Origin of the sequence: Streptomyces sp. NPDC046203 (assembly GCF_040646255.1) — a bacterium.
In the GTDB taxonomy this organism is placed as follows: domain Bacteria; phylum Actinomycetota; class Actinomycetes; order Streptomycetales; family Streptomycetaceae; genus Streptomyces.
The window spans coordinates 250,904-268,343 of record NZ_JBEYZX010000005.1 but is presented as its reverse complement, the minus strand read 5'-3'; the positions used below and the strand labels follow the sequence as shown (position 1 = coordinate 268,343).

Below are 17,440 nucleotides of genomic sequence, written 5' to 3'. Positions count from 1 at the left end.
GCCGCGGGCCGGGCCGCCCGCGAAGGGGTGGCCGGCCGGGCAGGCCGGCCGCCAGGGTTCCTCGGGGGCGACGGAGAAGCGGTACGCGGCCCGGGGCACGAGCAGCCCGGCCGCGGCGCCCCACAGGGCGGCGGCAGCGGTGAGGGCGAGCGACAGGGCGTCCACGGGCCGACCCTAGGGCTAGTGTCGGGCGCATGGGGAGGACTTGGCGGGACGGGACCGGACTGCTTCGGACGCCGGGCGGGGTGGTGCCGCTGGAGATCGCGGCGTCGTACCGGGCCCGGCGGCGGGGGCTGCTCGGCCGGGACGGGATCGACGGCGCGCTGCTCATCACCCCGACGAACAGCATCCACACCTTCGGGATGCGCTTCACCCTCGACATCGCCTATCTCGACCGCTCGCTCACCGTCCTCGACGTGGTGACGATGCGGCCGGGCCGGCTGGGTCTGGTGCGGCTGCGCGGGCGGCACGTCCTGGAGGCGGCGGGCGGGGCGATGGCGGGCTGGGGCCTCGTGCCCGGTGTGACGGTGGCCGTGGAGCCGTGACGGCCGGGACGGGACCGGCTCGGGCCCGGGACCGGGACCGGGCCCGGAGCGACCGTGACCGTGACCGTCAGGGCGGGCCCGAGCCGAGGAGCGTGAACGCCCCGTACACGGCGGAGGCCAGCGCCAACCCGGCGAGGACCGGCACGGCGGTACGGGTGCGGAGCCGGGCCAGGGCGGCGGCGGGCGGCAGGAGCAGGCCGAACGCGGGCATCATCAGGCGTGGCCGGGAGCCGAAGTAGGCGGCGCCGATGAGCGAGATCACGACGACGGTGATGGTGTACACGAGCAGCGGCAGCGGCTGCCGCTGCCGCACGCACAGCACGACCAGCCAGGCCAGGAGCGCGAGCGCGGCGCACAGGCCGAGGGCGGCGGGCCAGGGCAGGCCGATGATGAAGCGGGCCAGCGCCACACCGCCGTCGATGGAGTTGCCCCAGCCGGCCTGGACGTCGAAGTAGGCGGTGGCGCTGCCCTGGCGGACGCCGACGTACACGATGTACGCGAACCAGCCGAGCGGCGCGAGGAGCGCGCCGAACACGACGGGAGCGCGCAGCCGGCGCTCCCGCACGGCGGTGACCAGGGCGGCGATCCCGATCGCGGCGATCAGCGCGGCGGCGGTCGGGCGGGTGAGCCCCGCGAGGACGCACAGGGCTCCGGCGAGGAGCCGGCGGTCGCGCAGCACCGCGTACAGCGACCAGGCGGCGAGGGCCGTGAACAGCGTCTCGGTGTACGCCATCGACTGCACGAACGCCGTCGGGTACGCCCCCCACAGGACGGCCAGGACGACGCCGGTGCGGGGGCCCAGGGCGTGCGCGCCGACCGCGTAGATGCCCCAGGCGGCGGCGAGCGAGGCGGCCCAGGACAGGAGCAGGCCGGCGGTGGCGGCGTCGAGGGGCGAGACGGTGGCGAGGGCTCGTTCGAGGGCGGGGAAGAGGGGGAAGAAGGCGAGGTCGGCGTGGACGCCGCCGTCGGGGAGGGTGACCTGGTAGCCGTAACCGTGTTCGGCGATCCGCGTGTACCAGACCGCGTCCCAGCGCCCGCTGAGCCGGTGCCACCCGTCCTTGCCGGTGGCCGCCGCGGTGAGGGTGAGGGCCAGGAGCCCGAGGACACGAGTGGCGGCGTAGCCGGCGAGCGCGGCCCAGGGGACGGGGAGAGCCCGGAGTCCTGGGAGGGACAGGGGTCCGGGGCGTGCGGCCGGCGGCGACGGCGTGGGGGCGGCGGGCGGGGCGTGGGGGGTGGCGCGGGACATGCGCCCGATTATCAGCCGCCGGGTCGCAGATGGTGGAAGCGGGCGGCCATCACGGGGCCGAGCTGCCGGACGAGGGGGTGGCCCGGCTCGTGGGGGTGGGGCAGGTCGCCGAGGAACGAGGTGATGATGACCTCGTCGATGCCGACGACGCCGAGGCGGCTCTGCGCCTCCAGGAAGTCGAGGGTGCGCTGCCAGTCGGCGCCGCCCTGCCGGCCGGGGAGTAAGGGGTCGGCGAGGAAAGAGTGGACGGTGGCCTGGACGACGTCCCAGAAGAAGACGTGGGGCTGGACGCGGCCTTGGGCGACGAGGTGCGCGTCGTAGGCGGTGCGGAGCCCGGGGACGTACGTGACGAGGTCGCCGACCAGTCGGACGCCGGGGGTGGGGGTGCTCGCGGGGGTGGGGGCGGCCGTGGTGGAGGTGGGGACGGCCGTGGGGAGGGAGGTGGCCGAGGAGGTGAGGGTGGCCGAGGGGATGGTCGTGCGGGTGGTCGTGTGGGTGGGGGAAGTCATCGGCTGACCGTTTCGGAGGCGCTGGTGCGGTGCGAGTAGGGGGAGCTCCGCACATCAGAATGCCCCGCTCCGGACGTCCTTCTCGTCCGTTTCCCACACTTTTGCACTTTCCTGACGCCGCCTTTCGCCAGGTTTTCCACAGGGCTGGCGAAGTGTCCTCCTTCCGTGGATCGTTGGGCGTATGTACGAGTTGTGGAGGCTCGCCAGGGGCGGGGTGCTGCTCACGGCGTGGGCGATGGCCGCGGGCTGGCCGGCGAGGCGGCTCGCGGCGCGGCTGCGGGCGGATGGCTGGCAGCAGGTGTGCCGGGGCGTGTGGGCGGTCCCGGGCAAGGAGGTCGACTGGCGGGTGCGGGCGGGGGCGGCGCAGCTGCTGCGTCCGGACCTGGTGTGCAGTCACCGCACGGCGGCGGCGCTGCATCGCATCGAGTCGTTGCGGGGGCCGGGAGGCGGGGGAAGCGGCGCGGGCGGGGGAAACGGCGGGGGCAGGGAGGATCCGCTGGAGTTCACCGCCCGTGGGAGCGGCGGGAGGAGGGGCGGCAGAGCCGGGGAGGGCGGCATACGTGTGTACGTCACGTCCCGGCTGGCCGACCGGGACTGCGGGCGGCGGCGCGGGCTGCGGGTGACGACCCCGGCGCGCACGGTCGGCGACCTGATACGGGCGGCGGAGGGGCGGGAAGCCGCCGTGGTCGTCGCGGACTCGGCCCTGTCCCACCGTCAGGTGGGCGCGTTGCGCCGCCCGCCGCTGGTCCGGCCCGAGGAGCTGGCCGTCGAGCTCGCCGCGCCGCGCCGCGCGGGCGGCCCCGCGGCCCGCCGCTGGCTACCGCTGGCGGTGCCCGGCTGCGGCTCCCCCGCCGAGACCGTGGCCCGGCTGCGGATGGGCGACGCGGGCCTGTGCCCGGAGACTCAGCCGGCCCTGCGCACCCCGGCGGGCCGGGCCCTGCACCCCGATTTCTACTTCCGGGACGCCGGGCTGGTCGTCGAGATCGAGGGCTTCGCGTATCACGGCAGCCGCGCGGCCCACGAGCGCGACGTCCGCCGCTTCAACGACCTCCAGAACTGCCCGGGCGTCCGCCGCGTGCTGCGCTTCACGGCACGCGAGGTCTTCGACCACCCGGGCCGTATGACGGCCACCATCCGCATGGCACTGGCTGCACTGACGGCGTCGGGCTCGGACTCGGAATTGGGCTCGGACTCGGACTGAACCTCACCCTCCGGAGGTGCGGGGGAAGGAGACCTCGACACGGCGGTTCTTGCGGCGGCCCTCCTCGGTGGAGTTGTCGGCGATCGGATAGTCCTCGCTGTACCCGCGGATGTCGAAGGTCGTCTCCGGGTCCAGCCCTTTGGCCAGCTCCCGCTGCACGGCGTCGGCGCGCTCCTTGGAGAGCTTCAGCCCGTGCTGGTACGTCCCCAGGTTGTCGGTGAACCCGAACACCCGGACCCGCCCGGACCCCTGCTTCTTGATCTCCGCGGCGATGGCGGCGATCCGGGAGCTGGCGGAGGAGCTGAGCTTGGCACTGTCCTTGCCGAACAGCACCTCGGCCTGGAGCGCGAACGTCACGTCCACATTGGTGTCCTCGCGCCGCTCCTCACCGCCCTGCTCCTCGACGATCTGCTTGATGTCGAGCACCTTGGGCGGTGCGAGCGTCGCCCCGTCGGGCAGCATCAGCGCGGGCGACTTGGTGTCGATGGCGGGCAACGGCGCACCGGCGGACACGGACCCGGGCGGATCGTCGGCCCGCGCGGTCCCGGCGGTCCCGGCCAGGAGCAGCACGGTGACCGTGAGGGCGGCGAGGCGGCGGGATGTCGTCGTCGAGGTCATGGCTGCACCCTCAGGAGAGCTTGATGGTGGCGGGGGTGAAGGTGGGGAGCTGGAGGGAGACCTCGGTGGTGGTGGCGGGCGGGGCGGGGAACTGCATGAAGACGGGGACGGAGGCGCCCGCCTTCATGACAGTCAGCCCCGTGGTGGTCAGGGGCCGGCCGTCCGTGTCACGCAGCACGTAGTAGCGCTTCTTGCTCGGGCCGTCCAGGAGCGTGGCGCCGCCGAGCGAATTGCCGTGCTTCACCACTTCCGTCTCGTCACCCTGCATCCCCACGGGAATGGAGCGGGTCTTGCCATCGGTGTTCTTCAGCGCACCCTTGACGGTGATGAACCCTCCGGTGTCACGCTCGGCCGAGGTGACGGTCAGCTCGAATCCGTTCTGCCCCGTGAGGGTGCCGAGCACCTCGGCCGGCTCCTGCGTCTGCGACGGCTGCTGTCCATCGGACCCGCCCTCGGCCTTGGCAGGTGAACTGCTCTTCGCCGGCTTGTCGTCCTGGGCCGGCTTCTCGTCGCCGCCGCAGCCCGAGAGGCCGAGGATCAGTCCGGTGGCCAGGGCCGCTGTCGCGATTCCTCTGCCGATCTGCTTTGCGTGCCGCACGCTCATGGGGAAACGAGGTCCTTCGTTCATCAGTCGACCAGTCGGACGGTGAAGAGATCGGCCGCGCTCGGCAGCCGTGGTAGTTCCGGATCGATCGTCCAGTCGACACCGCGGCAGCGGAGTCCGGTGATCGGTGTCGGTTCGGGACTCGGTGTCGCGGTCGGCTCCGGTGACGGCGGGAGTGTGGTGGGTGACGGCGGAGGCGTCTGCTCGGGCGGGGTGAAGGAGCAGAGCGGTTCGAGGACGGCGGTCGCCGTCGCCTTGGCGTGCTGCCCCTCGGTGCCGGGCACACTCGATCGGCCCACGGAGTGGTTCGTGCGGATCCGCACGTGGAACTCCTCTCCCCCGCGGCCCGGTCCGGCCTCGCACGGACCGTCGAGCGAGGAGCCGTTCTCGGCCGCGAACCACGCCGCCTTGTCGCAGGCCCGGGAGGAGTCGTACTCCTCGCCGTTCAGATAGTCGCCCCACTGGTCCGGCTCCCCGATGACACGGAGCCAGCCGTCCCGCAGCTGGTCCCGGGCGTCCTGCGCGGCCGCCAGAGCGGCCGCGTCCGCGGCGGTCTGGCCCCCGTTCCGGACGGCGGCCGCCTGGCCGACCGCGAAGTAGACGAACGCGAGGAAGAGAAGGCCCGCCACCACGGTGATGTAGACGGGAAATGCCTGACCGTTGTCCCCACCCCTGGCCCGGAGCACTAGCCGATCAGTTCGGCGATCTTGTCCGCGATGGCCGTCTTGATCGTCTGCCCGATGTCCGTACCCGTGATCGCAACGATGATCGCCACCACCACCACGATGATCCCCAGGTACTCGACCGCCGTCTGTCCGCGGTCGCCGGCCCGTCTTCCCGGCCGACCGGCCGCGTGGACCCTGGCCTTGGTCAGGGCCTTCAGGAGTGCGTCGTTCATGGGGTTCCCCTCCGGATGACTGCGTGTGCGTGCCGAGTCCGGCGGGGGCAGGGTACGCCGGGGGGAGGGGTGGGTCACAGGGTCCGTAGGCCCAATGACCGTGCGTAGTCGGCGTCATGACGCCGTCCTCGTGCCGAGCCAGGAGGCGATGGCCTCACCGCGGGTGGTGCTGTGGAGCTTGGCGAAGATGCGGTTGATGTGGTTCTTGACGGTCTTCTCGGAGATCGAGCAGGTGGCGGCGATGCGCTGGTTGGTCATGCCGGACGCGATCAGGTCCATCACCTCCACCTCCCTCGCACTCAGACCGAATCGTTGCACTCGCGAAGTAGAATTTCTGAAGCGCAGTATATTCGTGACAGTTGAGCCAGCGCCAGTATGTGCAGTCGCAGCTTCTCGTATCACCCTCAAGAGGTCCGCGACCTCGAACCTCCCGTGGACGAGCTGCCGTCCCGCGCATCCCGCGCCCTCCGCCGGGGTGTGGGTGAGGTGGACGACCGGGGCCAGGGCGGTGAGCCGGGGGAGGGCTTCCGGGAGGCCGTCGAGGAGGACGAGGTCCGGGGCGGTGCGGCGGGTCTCGGTCAGGGCGTGGCGGGGGTCGCCGGCCGCGGTGGTCGTGACGTCGAGGTCGGGGCAGGCGCCGAGGAGGACGGCGAGGCCTGCCCGTACCACCGGGTTGGCACTCACCACCAGGATGCGCAGGGTCATCGGCCGTCCCCTCACTCGCCCGTGATCGAGCCGAAGTCGGTGCCGGTGCCCAGGAACAGGCCCGCGCCGAGCAGGATCATCGTGGCCGGGACCATGAGCGTGGTGATGACCATGGTGGCCTTGGGGACGGCCTTCGCCGCCTTGCGCCGCGCGTTCTGCGCGTCGGTGCGGCGCATGTCGTTGGCGATCTGGATGAGGGTGTCGACGATGGGCGCGCCCAGTTCCTCGCCCTGCTGGAGGGTGGTGACGAACTGGGCGACCTGCTCGGAGTCGTTGCGCCGGCGCAGGGCGTCGAATGCCTCGCGGCGGCTGACGCCCATGTCCATCTGCCGCAGGGTGATGGACAGTTCGTCGGCCCACGGGCCTTCGTACTTCTCGGCGACGCGTTCGAGGGCCTGCCGGAAGCCGAGTCCGGCGGAGACGACGACGGCGAGGACGTCGAGGAAGTCGGGCAGGGTCCGTTCGATCTGGTCCTTGCGGATGCGGACGGCGGACCAGATGCCGACCTCGGTCCAGAAGGCGCCGAAGGCGAAGAGGAGGAGCGCGACGAGGTACGAGCCGCGCACCACCATCAGGAGTCCGCCGATCACGCCGAGGGCTCCGTAGACGGCGCGCCGGGCACCGTATCGGTCCAGGGTGAGACCGCCGGGGTTGCCGGCGAGGTCGATGCGGCGGCGTACCGAGTCGACCCGCTTGGGACCCATCAGCCGCAGGACGGCGGGCGACCAGCGCATGCCGAGGCGGTCGACGGCCGAGTAGACGGCGCCGGTGCGGGTGGCCCCGACTTCCAGGGCGAGTTGGAGGTCGGCGGGCAGTTTGGCGTCGGCGCGGTAGAGGCGGATGCCGTAGGCGGCGCCGGCGACGGACAGGCCCGCGAGGAGGGCCAGCAGGAGATCCATGGCGGTCACGCCCTCACACGTCGATCTTGGCGACACGGCGGATGACGACGAACCCGACGGCGTACAGCGCGAAGGCGGCGATCACCGCGATCTGGCCGATGCCGGAGCCGGTCATCCGGTCGAGTGCGCCGGGCTGCATGTTGTCGATGAGCAGCAGGGAGCCGATGCCGATGACCGGGACGGAGTACGCCGTCATGCTCACCTGCGACAGCTGGGTGCGGACCTCGCGCCGGGTCTCCTTGCGTTCCTCCAGCGTCTCGGTGAGGTTGCGCAGCGAGGAGACGACGGTGCCGCCGGCCCGGTTGGCGAGGACCAACGTCGTCACGAGGACGACGAGTTCACGGGACGGGAGCCGGTCGGCGAGTTCGCCGAGGGCGTCGTCGATGGAGGTGCCGACGGCGAGCTGCTGGGCGACCTTCTCCAGTTCGTCGCCGGCCGGGGCCTCCATCTCGTCGGCGGCGAGCGAGAGGGCCATCCGCAGGGCGAGACCGGCCTGCGTGGCGTTGGCGAGGATGCGGGAGAGCTCGGGAAGCTGGTTGATGAACTTCTCGATGCGCTTCTGCCGTTGCCAGTTGAGGAATCCCAGCGCGATCCACACGCCGAGGAAGCCGCACAGCGGTCCGAAGAACGAGGAGAGCAGCGCCTGTCCGGTGGCCCACAGGACGGCCACCGCGACGGCCATGTAGACCACGAACTCGCCCGGCGTCACCTCCAACCCCGTGGCGGAGATACGTCGTTCGAGCGCGCGCCCGAGCGCGGTCCGCCGGACCCGGCGGTCGACGCCGCGAAACGGCCGGCCGCGCCGGCCCGTATCCCCGTCGTGCTCTCCGGCGGACCGGGAGAGACGGGCGATCAGCGCGTCCCGCTGCGCCGCGCCGCTCGCGTACAACTGGACGCCGACGACGGCGAGAACACAGGCGCCCAGCGCCACGCCCGCGGTCAGCAGAGTCGGGTTCACCGTCCTTGCCCTTTCTTCCCGTTCTCGTACGTGCGGTTCCTTCCGGCCCGACTGGCCATGCCCGTCTCGCCGGTTTTTCCGGCCGCTCGGCCGTCCGTCCTCATGGCGCTACTTCGCTTCCCGGACGGCCAGTTGGGCGTCGTCCGCCGCCACGCCGAACGCCTGGGGCAGCGGCTGGCCCGCCATGTAGAGCCGTTCCGCGACGCGGCGCGGCAGCGGATGGTGGACGAACTCGCCGTACACCCGCCCGTCCGCCGCCAGCGGCCGGGCGTGGAAACGGCTGACGGTGGCGAGGAGATAGCGTTCGCGCCCGCTGGAGGCGAGGATCGCGATCTCCGTGACCCGGCGGGTGCCGTCGGGGTGGCGGGTGAGCTGCACGAGGACGTCGACGGCGCTGTTGATCTGGTCGCGCAGCGCCTCGAAGGGCACCTTCACCTCCGCCATCGACGCGAGGGTCTGCAGCCGCATCAGCGCGTCCTCGGCCGAGTTGGCGTGCACGGTGGCCAGCGAGCCGTCGTGGCCGGTGGACATGGCCTGGAGCATGTCCAGGGTCTCGCCGCCGCGCACCTCGCCGACGACGATGCGATCGGGCCGCATCCGCAGGGAGTTGCGGACGAGGTCGCGGATGGTGACCGCGCCACGTCCCTCGATGTTCGGAGGCCGGGACTCCAGCCGGATGACATGGGGCTGCTGGAGCTGGAGTTCGGCGGAGTCCTCGATGGTGATGATCCGCTCGCCCTCGGGGATGAGCCCGGACAGGGCGTTGAGGAGCGTGGTCTTCCCGGTGCCGGTGGCACCGGAGACGATGACGTTGAACTTGGCCTGGACGAGCCCCGCCAGCAGGAACAGCATCTGCTCGTCCATCGACCCGAGGCCGATCATCTCGTGCAGGGTGTACGAGCGCGGGAAGCGGCGGATGGTGAGCGTGGGGCCGGTGAGCGAGAGCGGCGGGATGATGACGTTGACGCGTTCGCCGGACGGCAGCCGGGCGTCGACCATCGGATTGGACTCGTCGACCCGCCGGTTGACGGTGGACACGATCCGTTCGATGGTCTGCATCAGCTGTTCCTGGGAGGCGAACCGCAGCGGCAACAGCTCTACCCGGCCCGCCCGTTCGATGTAGATCTGGTCGGGGCCGTTGACCATGATCTCGGTGATGGAGGCGTCTTCGAGGAGCGGTTCGAGGACGCCGAGCCCGAGAGCCTCGTCGACGACGCGGCGGATCAGCCGGCCGCGTTCGGCCGTGGAGAGCACCGGGCCCTCGCGGCTGATGATGTGGCCGAGGACGCGTTCGAGGCGGGCCCGGCGCTCGGCGGCGTGGAGCGCCGACATCTCCGTGAGGTCGATCTCCTCCAGGAGCTTGGCCCGGAAGGACGCGACGAGGTGGCCGTCCTCCCGCCCGCCGCCGTTCGCCCGGTCGTCCTCGGGGGTGTTGATACGGGCCCGCAGGCTCATGGCTGTCTCTCCTCGGGCACGGGCATGGTGGCGGTCCTGCGTACGTCGTCGAAGTGCCAGAACGGGACGACGGAGGGGATGTGGACGGTCACGGTCGCGACCCCGCCCGACTCGGCGACCTCGCTGCGGCGCGCGATCCAGCCGCTCATGGCCGCCTTCCCGGCCGGCCTGGGGTCGGGGAGGACATGGCCCGGGTCGTCCGCGCTCGCGGCGCGCGCGGCCGCCCGCGCGCCCGTGCCCGCCTGCTGGGCGGCGTACGCGATGATGCCGAGCTGGATGCCGGCCAGGCCGACGAGCAGCAGGATCGGCAGAAAGCCCAGGTACTCGACGGCGACCTGGCCCCGGTCCCGGCCACGGTCACGCCGCACGGGTCGGTCCTGCCGCACGGGTCGGTCCCGTCGCACGGATCGGTCCCGTCGCACGGATCGGTCCGGGCGCACGGATCGGCTCCGGTCCCGTCGCACGGATCGGGCCGGACGAGCGCATCGGCCCCGTCCCCGGGCGCCCCCTCCTTCGCGTAAGAACCTCATCGCGGCCCTCCCTCCCATACGGCGGCGGCCTCGCCGACGACGTCCCAGGGGATCGAGCCGGCGCCCGGGAAGAGCACGGGCACCTTCAGGGTGACCCGGGCGCGGTACATCCCCCCGCTCGGCCCCGAGCAGTCCGGCGCCGCCTTCGCCTTCCACGCGCCGTCCAGGTGCCGCAGCGCCGCCGCCCGGCAGTCGCCGTCGACCGCCCCGGCGCGGGCGGCCTCGTCGGCCGCGTTCCCGGCGAGGGTGTACGTGTAGCCGATCAGGACGCACTGCCACAGCAGCACCAGGGTGAGCAGGATCAGCGGCAGCATGCCGACGAACTCGACGGCCACCTGCCCGCCGTCGCCCCGCGCACCCCGCGGCCGTACGCGCCCCCGCCACGCCCCGCGCGGCGCACGCCCCCCGTACGGCGCACACCACCCCCGTACGCGGCCCCCGACCGGCCCCGACCCCGGCCCCGGCATCGCTAGCGCCCTGCCCCGCGCCGCCGCAGCGCGCCGAGCGCGCCCCGGTCGCCGCCGCGCGCCGGCTCCTTGCCGGGCTGCGCCGCCGCGGCCGCGACCAGGCCGAGTTCGCCCGCGAGCCGCCACAGCGCCTGCTTGACGGTCGACCGCGCGTCGAGGTCGTGCAGCCGCCCCGCGTCGACGACGGCGGCGAGTTCCTTGAAGTGGGCGGGGACGGCGACGCCCGCGATCCGGGTGCCGGTGATGCGCTGGATCAGGGCGGGCTGGATCTCGGTGGTGCGCTGGTGCCGGTTGACGAGGACGGTGGTCTCCTCCGGCTTGCGGATCTGGAGCCGGTCCCACATCCGTACGACGCGCTTGGCGGCCCGTACGGCGACCACGTCCGGGGTGGTGACGAGCAGCGCGGTGTCGGCCGTCTCGATCGCGGCGGCGCCGGCCGCGTCCAGGTGGGAGCCGCAGTCGACGACGACGACCTCGTGCCGGCCGCGCAGGGCGTGCACGATCTGGCGGGCGGCGCGTTCGGTGACCTCCTCGCCGCGCTCGCCCTCGCCGGGGGCGAGGAGCAGGCTGAGGCCGGTCTCGTGGACGTACACGGCGTCCTGGAGGACCCGGGGCGAGATGTCGTTGATGGCGGCGAGGTCGACGGCGGAGCGGCGGAACTGGACGTCGAGGTACGAGGCGATGTCGCCGCCCTGGAGGTCGAGGTCGACCAGGGCCACGGTGCGTCCGGAGGCGCGGGCGGCGAGGGCGAGCTGGACGGCGGTCAGCGTGGTGCCGACACCGCCCTTGGCGCCGCTGACGGTGACGAGGGTGCCGCCGGGCCCGGACGGTCCGCTCTCGCCCGCGCCGCCGAGGTGGCGGCGCACGCCGGCGGCCCACTGGGCGGCGGCCTGGACCCGGCTGGCCAGTTCCTCGTAGCCGAGCGGGAGGGTGACCAGGCCCCGGGCGCCGGAGTCCATGGCGGCGGAGAACAGGACGGGGCTGGCGTCGGCGGTGATCAGGACGACGCCGACGGCGGGGAAGCGCAGGGCGACCTCGCGCACGAGGTCGAGCGCGGGGACCGGGCCGATGCGTTCGTGGACGAGGACGACGTCGGGCAGTTCGTCGAGGGAGACGGCGGCCAGCCCGGCGAGGGTGTCGAGCAGCTGGGTGGAGTCGGCGACGGGCCCGGCGGGTTCGGCGTCGGGCAGCTGTCCGACGAGGGTGAGGACCGCGCGGGCCGCGTCCGGGTCGCCGACCGCGGGCAGGATCCTGGTGGTCATGGGCGCGCCTCACTTGTCCTTGTCGAGCGTGTAGGTGCGATCGCGCGGATCGGGTGTGGCGGCGGAGCCGGGCGCGACCAGGGCGAGGCGGACGTGCTGGGCGAAGGACTCGGCGTAGGCGACGCGCTGGGTGTCGGCCGTGGAGAGGGCGAAGGTGATGGGGACGGCCTCGGTGGCACGGGCGCCTCGGTCGTCGCGGTTCTCGATGGGGGTGATCCTGCCGACGGCGATGACCCGGGCGCCGGCGACGATGAGCTTGGACTGGGGCGTCTGGGTGGCGCTCTGGCCGCCGCGTTCGCCGGAGAAGGTGGCGTAGATGTTGACGGCGGAGCCGGGGGTGATCTTGCCGGCCACTCCGGTCGCCGCGTCGATCATGATGGCGATCTCCTGCTGGCCGGGGGCGAGCGCGGGCCGGTCGACGATCATGTCGCTCTGCAGCAGCGAGCCCGCCTTGAGGGTGGTGACCGCGATCTTGCCCTGGGTGCGGCGCAGATCGGTGACGGCGGTCGCCGGGAGCCAGCGCTCGGGCATCGTTATCTTCTCGAACTTGTCGGGGCCGAGCGGGGTGTAGGGCTCGATGTCGCCCTTGACCCGGTACGCGGTCGTCTCGGGTCCGACCTTGGAGTTGACGTCGCTGATCACCGTGAGGACGCCGGCGAAGGCGCCGAGCGCGCACAGGACGGAGAGCAGCAGCAGGATGACGCCGCGGCGCTGGCGGGAGTTCATGGCCGGTACTACCTCGATCGGGAACGGGTGACGCGACGGACGGGGAGTGACGGGCGGTCGGGGACGGGACGGGGCGGGGACGGGTCGGGCCTCGGGTCCGGGTCGGGGGCCGGGTCTCGGGTCCGGAGCTGAAGTCGCGGGCTCTGGGGCGGGGTTCGGCGAGGGGCGGACCCTATGGCCCTATGGCCGTACGGGCGGCCGGGGCGGTGAGCACCGGTGGGGCGGTCTCGCCCCGGGTCAGCGGTGCGGCGCAGAAGCCGCAGCGGTCGCCGAGGAGTTCCATCCGGCACCAGTGGCACGTCTCGCGCCGTACGGACGTGACGAGTTGGTGCAGGACGGGCAGGTCGGGAAGGTACGCGGTGAACTCGACCAGGCGTCCGGTGCCCCACCAGCGCGCGGAGGACTCGGGCAGCGCGGTCTCCTGCACGGCGCGGGCCCGCCAGCGCGGGGCGAGGGTGGCGGTGGGCCAGTCGGTCTGGAGCTGGCCTCGGGCGAGGACGAGGTCGGTGGCGAACTCGGGGCCGGTGAGCTGCTCGCCGTCCGCCCCGCGCGCGCCACGTCCGCCGCGTCCGCCGCCACCGCCGCCGCCGGGGAGGCGGACGAGCTGGGGCGTGGGCCCGGCGAGGACGGCGAAGTGGGCGCCGGGCAGCCAGCCCTTGAGGTGGGAGCCGAGTCCGACGGGTACGTGGTCGAGCTTGGCGACCGAGCCGAGGACGGCGCCCGCGTAGACGTAGTGGGTGAGCAGCCGGGCGGCGGAGGCGAGGACGCCGGGGCTGAAGTCGCAGGCGGACAGCTGCCGGAGCTGGCGGACCAGGACGGCGGCGCCGAGCGGTGGCAGCGCGGTGCGGACGATCGCGATCCGGTCGGATTCGAGCAGCGCCCGTACGGCGTGGAGGCGCTGGACGGCGGTGGGCGGCGCGCTGTCGGGGCAGACGACGATCAGATGCCCGTGGTGGTCGAGCAACTGGCGTACGTCGGCGAGCGCGGCGTCGAGCGGCCGGGCGTCGGGCCCCGGCAGCACAGCGGCCGGCGGTGTCTGCGGGTCGGTCGGCGGCAGCACCAGGTCGGCGCTGGTGACCGCGATCGCTGTCGGCACGTCGGGCTCCCCGATCCCTCGATCCCTCAATCCCACTTCGACCACTCGATGGCCCGGCGGCCCCACTGACCCCGGTGGCCTCCGCGGTCACGGCAACCCCGACAACCCCGGCAAGCCCCGTGACCTCGGCGGCCTCGGCGGCCCCACTGATCACTACCCGCGATTGCGGCGTTACCGCCTCCGCACTTTATCCAGGCCCCTGGAGTACTGAACACACAATCGTCCAAGCTCAGGCAATTTCGTGGGTGTTGACGCCCGTCCGCATCCTCTCCGCGCCCCCGCCACATCTCCCCCCGCACACCTCCGGTCCGAACGCCCTTCTCTGCCAGAGGTCTTGACAACCCAATTGGTCTGGACCAACTTGTTCCGCGCACCTCCCCTCCCCCCATCCCCCATCGGAGGCAGCACGTGGAGCGCACCACCAGGGCCGCGCTGGCCCTCGCCGTCAGCGCCGGACTCGCCCTCGCGGGCACATTCGCCCAGGCCACCGCCGCCCAGGCCGCGGGCGACATCAATGTCGCCCGGAACGCGGGCTTCGAGAACGGACTCACCGGCTGGTCCTGTTCCGGCGGCAGCGGCGCCGTCGTCTCGTCGCCCGTCCGCACCGGAACCGGCGCCCTGCGCGCCACCCCCGCCGGCGCCGACAACGCCGAGTGCGTCCAGACCGTGACCGTGAAGCCCGGCTCGACGTACACGCTGAGCGCGTGGGTGCAGGGCGGGTACGCCTACCTCGGCGCCCGCGGCACGGGCACCACCGACGTGTCCACCTGGACACCGGACAGCGGCACCTGGAAGCAGCTGACCACCACCTTCACCACCGGCTCGTCCACCACGTCGGTGCAGATCTACACGCACGGGTGGTACGGCACGGCCGCCTACTCCGTCGACGACGTGAGCGTCCTCGGTCCCGACGGCGGCGGCGGTACGGACCCGGGCCCGTCGGTCCCGGGCGCTCCGGCCGGGCTCGCCGCGGGCGGCGTCACCGCGTCCTCGGTCTCCCTCTCCTGGGGCGCGGTCTCCGGCGCGACCGGCTACAAGGTCTACCGCGACGGGGCCCTCGCGGCCACGGTGAGCGGCACCTCGGCCACCGTCACCGGGCTCGCCGCGAACACCACGTACCAGTTCCAGGTGACGGCCTCCAACGCGGCGGGCGAGTCCCCCAAGTCGGCGGCGGTCGCGGCGAAGACATCCGAGGCGGGCACCCCCGGCCCCGGCCCGGCCGTGCCCAAGCACGCCGTGACCGGCTACTGGCAGAACTTCAACAACGGCGCCACCGTGCAGAAGCTGCGCGACGTGCCGTCCGCGTACGACATCATCGCGGTGTCGTTCGCCGAGTCGACGACCACGCCGGGGCGGATCGGCTTCACCCTCGACCCGGCCGTCGGATACGCGTCGGCCGCCGACTTCAAGGCCGACATCGCGGCCAAGAAGGCGGCCGGAAAGTCCGTGATCCTGTCGGTGGGCGGCGAGTTGGGCAACGTCACCATCAACAGCGACGCGACCGCCACCGCGTTCGCCGACAGCGCGTACGGCCTGATGCAGGAGTACGGCTTCAACGGGGTCGACATCGACCTGGAGCACGGCGTCAACTCCACCTATCTGGCGAAGGCGTTGCGCCAGCTGTCGGCCAAGGCGGGCTCCGGGCTGGTCCTGACGATGGCGCCGCAGACCCTCGACATGCAATCGGCCGGCACGGAGTACTTCAAGGCCGCGCTCGCCGTGAAGGACATCCTCACGGTGGTCAACACCCAGTACTACAACAGCGGTTCGATGCTCGGCTGCGACGGCAAGGTGTACAGCCAGGGCTCGGTGGACTTCCTCACCGCGCTCGCCTGCATCCAGCTCGAAGGCGGCCTGGACGCCTCCCAGGTCGGCCTCGGCGTGCCCGCCTCGACGCGCGGCGCGGGCAGCGGCTACGTGGACCCGCAGATCGTGAAGAACGCCCTCGACTGCCTGGCCAAGGGCACGAGTTGCGGCTCCTTCAAGCCGTCGAAGACCTACCCGGGCATCCGGGGCGCGATGACCTGGTCGACGAACTGGGACGCGACGGCCGGCAACGCCTGGTCGAACGCGGTCGGCCCGCACGTCCACGGCCTGCCGTAACCCTGGCCGACTGGCGGAATCCCCGGGCCTGCCGGAATCCCCGGGCCACGGCCTTCCGTGGCCCGGGGCCCCAGGGCCCCGGAGTCCCGCCCCTTCGCTCCTCCGGGGGATCCCCACACTCCCCCGGGGTTCCCCCTCGAAGCGCCGCCGCTCCCCCGGCGGCGCTTCGGGCGTTCCAGGGGCGGGCGCTTCGGGCGCGGGGCCCGAAGTCCGAGGCGGGGGCCGGAATTCAGGGCCGGGGGCCGGAACCCGGGGCGGAGGCCGGAACCCGGGCTCAGCCCAGGACGGCGAGCGCGTCGATCTCGATGAGCAGCCCCTTGGGCAGGCCGACGTAGACCGTGGTGCGGGCCGCGGCGGGGGCGGTGAGGCCCTGCTCCTCGAAGTACGCGTTGTAGATCTCGTTCATCTCGGCGAAGTGGTCGACGTCGGTGAGGTAGACGCGCATCATCATCACGTCGTCCCAGGTGGCGCCACCCTCCTCCAGGATCGCCTTGACGTTGGCGAAGGTCTGGAGGGTCTGCTCGCGCAGCGTCGGGCCGGCCGTCACCGGCGGCTGTCCGGGCACGGCGGGCAGGAAGCCGACCTGACCGGCGACCTGGAGGATGTTGCCCTTCTTCACGCCGTGCGAGAACCGGGCCGGCGGGGTCGTGTGAGTGGCGGGGGTGAGGGCGATCTTCTCGGTCATGCGCTGTCCTTAGGGGTTTCCGCGATATCCGGGGTCTCCGGGGTTTCCGGTGTCCGGGCTTTCAGGGGTGTTCGAGGTGTCCGGGGTCTTCGTGGTGTCGCGCATCGGCGCCGGCTCGGTGGCGATCGTGCCGGTCACGCCCGCCGTCGTACCCGCGTACTCGGCGCTGATCTCCTCGGCCGTCCGCCGCACCAGCGGGAGCAGAGCGAGGAGTTCGTCCGCCGTGACGACCACGTTGGGCGCCGAGACCGACATCGCGGCGACGACCCGGCCGTCCGCGCCGCGGACGGGTGCGGCAACGCAGTTGATGGACTCCTCGTGGCCGCCGAGGTCGGTGGCCCACCCCTGTTCCCGTACGGTCGCCAGCTCCGCGAGGAAGGCGGCGGCGTCCGAGGTCGAACGGGGCGTGTAGCGGGGGTAGTCGAGCCGAGCGGCGAGGGCGCGCCGTTCGGGCTCGGGCAGGTCGGCGAGGAGCAGTTTGGCGACGGCGGCGACGGTGATCGCGACCGGCTTGCCGATCCGGGAGTACATCCGGACCGGATAGCGGCTCTCCACCTTGTCGATGTAGAGCACCTCGCCCTCCTCGCGGACGGCGAGATGGACGGTGTGGCCGGTCCGCTCGCCGAGCGCGGCAAGGTGGGGGTGGGCGATCTCGCGGACGTCGAGGTTCTCGACGGCTTCCTGCGCGAGGGCGAAGAGGCCGGCGCCGAGGCGGTAACGCTGGTCCTGCTGGCGGTAGACGAGGCCGTGCTCGTGCAGCGTGCGCAGCAGGCGCAGGGCAGTCGACTTGTGGACGCCGAGCCGGCCGGCGACCTGCCCGAGGTCGGCGGGTCCCCGCGCGAGCAGCGGCAGGATGCTGAGCGCGCGGTCGACGGTCTGGCTCATGGCGTACGTACCTCCTGGTCGTTCCCGATCCCGTTTCCGCGCCCAGCC

General features: G+C 72.8%; 20 protein-coding genes and 1 pseudogene. 3 read left to right on the top strand and 18 right to left on the bottom strand.

Features of this window, described 5'->3' with window-relative positions; translation table 11 throughout:
- Positions 1-156: pseudogene (locus ABZ990_RS06855) on the bottom strand (prepilin peptidase); the annotation flags it as partial.
- A 38-nt stretch (positions 157-194) separates the two neighbouring features.
- Here ABZ990_RS06855 and ABZ990_RS06850 point away from each other — a divergent pair.
- Positions 195-545 (top strand): DUF192 domain-containing protein, encoded by a 351-nt coding sequence (locus tag ABZ990_RS06850; RefSeq protein ID WP_361226364.1) that lies wholly within the window; start codon positions 195-197, stop codon positions 543-545.
- 67 nt (positions 546-612) lie between these two features.
- Here ABZ990_RS06850 and ABZ990_RS06845 read toward each other — a convergent pair whose 3' ends face one another.
- Positions 613-1,791 (bottom strand): hypothetical protein, encoded by a 1,179-nt coding sequence (locus tag ABZ990_RS06845; RefSeq protein ID WP_361226361.1) that lies wholly within the window; start codon positions 1,789-1,791, stop codon positions 613-615.
- Positions 1,792-1,802: 11 nt separating this feature from the next.
- Positions 1,803-2,300: a hypothetical protein gene (locus ABZ990_RS06840; protein WP_361226358.1), complete on the bottom strand. Its 498-nt coding sequence runs from the start codon at positions 2,298-2,300 to the stop codon at positions 1,803-1,805.
- Positions 2,301-2,481: 181 nt separating this feature from the next.
- Here ABZ990_RS06840 and ABZ990_RS06835 point away from each other — a divergent pair, with 181 nt between their 5' ends.
- Positions 2,482-3,501, top strand: a complete 1,020-nt coding sequence (locus ABZ990_RS06835) for a hypothetical protein (RefSeq protein WP_361226355.1) — start codon at positions 2,482-2,484, stop codon at positions 3,499-3,501.
- A gap of 3 nt (positions 3,502-3,504) precedes the next feature.
- On the opposite strand, the gene ABZ990_RS06830 is transcribed toward ABZ990_RS06835, so the two are convergent.
- The 13 genes from ABZ990_RS06830 to ABZ990_RS06770 all read right to left on the bottom strand — a co-directional run bounded on the left by ABZ990_RS06830 (position 3,505) and on the right by ABZ990_RS06770 (position 13,719).
- On the bottom strand, positions 3,505-4,119 hold the full coding sequence (locus tag ABZ990_RS06830) for an OmpA family protein (RefSeq protein WP_361226352.1): 615 nt from the start codon (positions 4,117-4,119) through the stop codon (positions 3,505-3,507).
- A gap of 10 nt (positions 4,120-4,129) precedes the next feature.
- A complete protein-coding gene (locus ABZ990_RS06825; protein WP_361226349.1) occupies positions 4,130-4,723 on the bottom strand; it encodes a hypothetical protein in 594 nt (197 codons plus the stop codon).
- A gap of 23 nt (positions 4,724-4,746) precedes the next feature.
- Positions 4,747-5,409, bottom strand: a complete 663-nt coding sequence (locus ABZ990_RS06820) for a pilus assembly protein TadG-related protein (protein WP_361226346.1) — start codon at positions 5,407-5,409, stop codon at positions 4,747-4,749.
- Positions 5,409-5,621 (bottom strand): Flp family type IVb pilin, encoded by a 213-nt coding sequence (locus ABZ990_RS06815; protein WP_361226344.1) that lies wholly within the window; start codon positions 5,619-5,621, stop codon positions 5,409-5,411. The genes ABZ990_RS06820 and ABZ990_RS06815 overlap by 1 nt, the downstream gene beginning before the upstream one ends.
- Positions 5,622-5,735: 114 nt before the next feature.
- On the bottom strand, positions 5,736-6,326 hold the full coding sequence (locus ABZ990_RS06810; RefSeq protein WP_361226341.1) for a response regulator transcription factor: 591 nt from the start codon (positions 6,324-6,326) through the stop codon (positions 5,736-5,738).
- 11 nt (positions 6,327-6,337) lie between these two features.
- Positions 6,338-7,225, bottom strand: a complete 888-nt coding sequence (locus ABZ990_RS06805) for a DUF5936 domain-containing protein (protein ID WP_361226418.1) — start codon at positions 7,223-7,225, stop codon at positions 6,338-6,340.
- Between the two features lie 13 nt (positions 7,226-7,238).
- Positions 7,239-8,183, bottom strand: a complete 945-nt coding sequence (locus ABZ990_RS06800; protein WP_361226338.1) for a type II secretion system F family protein — start codon at positions 8,181-8,183, stop codon at positions 7,239-7,241.
- 108 nt (positions 8,184-8,291) lie between these two features.
- A complete protein-coding gene (locus ABZ990_RS06795; RefSeq protein ID WP_361226336.1) occupies positions 8,292-9,638 on the bottom strand; it encodes a CpaF family protein in 1,347 nt (448 codons plus the stop codon).
- On the bottom strand, positions 9,635-10,006 hold the full coding sequence (locus tag ABZ990_RS06790) for a TadE/TadG family type IV pilus assembly protein (RefSeq protein WP_361226334.1): 372 nt from the start codon (positions 10,004-10,006) through the stop codon (positions 9,635-9,637). The genes ABZ990_RS06795 and ABZ990_RS06790 overlap by 4 nt, the downstream gene beginning before the upstream one ends.
- Before the next feature lie 158 nt (positions 10,007-10,164).
- Positions 10,165-10,503, bottom strand: coding sequence for a TadE/TadG family type IV pilus assembly protein (locus ABZ990_RS06785; protein WP_361226331.1), 339 nt, complete (start codon positions 10,501-10,503; stop codon positions 10,165-10,167).
- A 134-nt stretch (positions 10,504-10,637) separates the two neighbouring features.
- A complete protein-coding gene (locus ABZ990_RS06780; RefSeq protein WP_361226329.1) occupies positions 10,638-11,897 on the bottom strand; it encodes a P-loop NTPase in 1,260 nt (419 codons plus the stop codon).
- 9 nt (positions 11,898-11,906) lie between these two features.
- The gene (gene cpaB, locus ABZ990_RS06775) at positions 11,907-12,623 is read right to left on the bottom strand and encodes a Flp pilus assembly protein CpaB (protein WP_361226326.1); all 717 of its coding nucleotides are present in this window, start codon (positions 12,621-12,623) and stop codon (positions 11,907-11,909) included.
- 172 nt (positions 12,624-12,795) lie between these two features.
- A complete protein-coding gene (locus tag ABZ990_RS06770) occupies positions 12,796-13,719 on the bottom strand; it encodes a hypothetical protein (protein WP_361226323.1) in 924 nt (307 codons plus the stop codon).
- Between the two features lie 408 nt (positions 13,720-14,127).
- Here ABZ990_RS06770 and ABZ990_RS06765 point away from each other — a divergent pair, with 408 nt between their 5' ends.
- Positions 14,128-15,822, top strand: a complete 1,695-nt coding sequence (locus ABZ990_RS06765) for a glycoside hydrolase family 18 protein (protein ID WP_361226320.1) — start codon at positions 14,128-14,130, stop codon at positions 15,820-15,822.
- A gap of 274 nt (positions 15,823-16,096) precedes the next feature.
- On the opposite strand, the gene ABZ990_RS06760 is transcribed toward ABZ990_RS06765, so the two are convergent.
- A complete protein-coding gene (locus tag ABZ990_RS06760; protein ID WP_361226317.1) occupies positions 16,097-16,507 on the bottom strand; it encodes a RidA family protein in 411 nt (136 codons plus the stop codon).
- 9 nt (positions 16,508-16,516) lie between these two features.
- Positions 16,517-17,392, bottom strand: coding sequence for an IclR family transcriptional regulator (locus ABZ990_RS06755; protein WP_361226314.1), 876 nt, complete (start codon positions 17,390-17,392; stop codon positions 16,517-16,519).
- Between the last annotated feature and the right edge of the window lie 48 nt (positions 17,393-17,440).

Excerpts from the sequence above, each read along its gene's own strand:
- ABZ990_RS06850 (WP_361226364.1), top strand. The coding sequence starts at position 195 with ATGGGGAGGACTTGGCGGGACGGGACCGGACTGCTTCGGACGCCGGGC.
- ABZ990_RS06845 (WP_361226361.1), bottom strand. The coding sequence starts at position 1,791 with ATGTCCCGCGCCACCCCCCACGCCCCGCCCGCCGCCCCCACGCCGTCG.
- ABZ990_RS06840 (WP_361226358.1), bottom strand. The coding sequence starts at position 2,300 with ATGACTTCCCCCACCCACACGACCACCCGCACGACCATCCCCTCGGCC.
- ABZ990_RS06835 (WP_361226355.1), top strand. The coding sequence starts at position 2,482 with ATGTACGAGTTGTGGAGGCTCGCCAGGGGCGGGGTGCTGCTCACGGCG.
- ABZ990_RS06830 (WP_361226352.1), bottom strand. The coding sequence starts at position 4,119 with ATGACCTCGACGACGACATCCCGCCGCCTCGCCGCCCTCACGGTCACC.
- ABZ990_RS06825 (WP_361226349.1), bottom strand. The coding sequence starts at position 4,723 with ATGAGCGTGCGGCACGCAAAGCAGATCGGCAGAGGAATCGCGACAGCG.
- ABZ990_RS06815 (WP_361226344.1), bottom strand. The coding sequence starts at position 5,621 with ATGAACGACGCACTCCTGAAGGCCCTGACCAAGGCCAGGGTCCACGCG.
- ABZ990_RS06810 (WP_361226341.1), bottom strand. The coding sequence starts at position 6,326 with ATGACCCTGCGCATCCTGGTGGTGAGTGCCAACCCGGTGGTACGGGCA.
- ABZ990_RS06805 (WP_361226418.1), bottom strand. The coding sequence starts at position 7,225 with ATGGATCTCCTGCTGGCCCTCCTCGCGGGCCTGTCCGTCGCCGGCGCC.
- ABZ990_RS06795 (WP_361226336.1), bottom strand. The coding sequence starts at position 9,638 with ATGAGCCTGCGGGCCCGTATCAACACCCCCGAGGACGACCGGGCGAAC.
- ABZ990_RS06780 (WP_361226329.1), bottom strand. The coding sequence starts at position 11,897 with ATGACCACCAGGATCCTGCCCGCGGTCGGCGACCCGGACGCGGCCCGC.
- cpaB (WP_361226326.1), bottom strand. The coding sequence starts at position 12,623 with ATGAACTCCCGCCAGCGCCGCGGCGTCATCCTGCTGCTGCTCTCCGTC.
- ABZ990_RS06760 (WP_361226317.1), bottom strand. The coding sequence starts at position 16,507 with ATGACCGAGAAGATCGCCCTCACCCCCGCCACTCACACGACCCCGCCG.
- ABZ990_RS06755 (WP_361226314.1), bottom strand. The coding sequence starts at position 17,392 with ATGAGCCAGACCGTCGACCGCGCGCTCAGCATCCTGCCGCTGCTCGCG.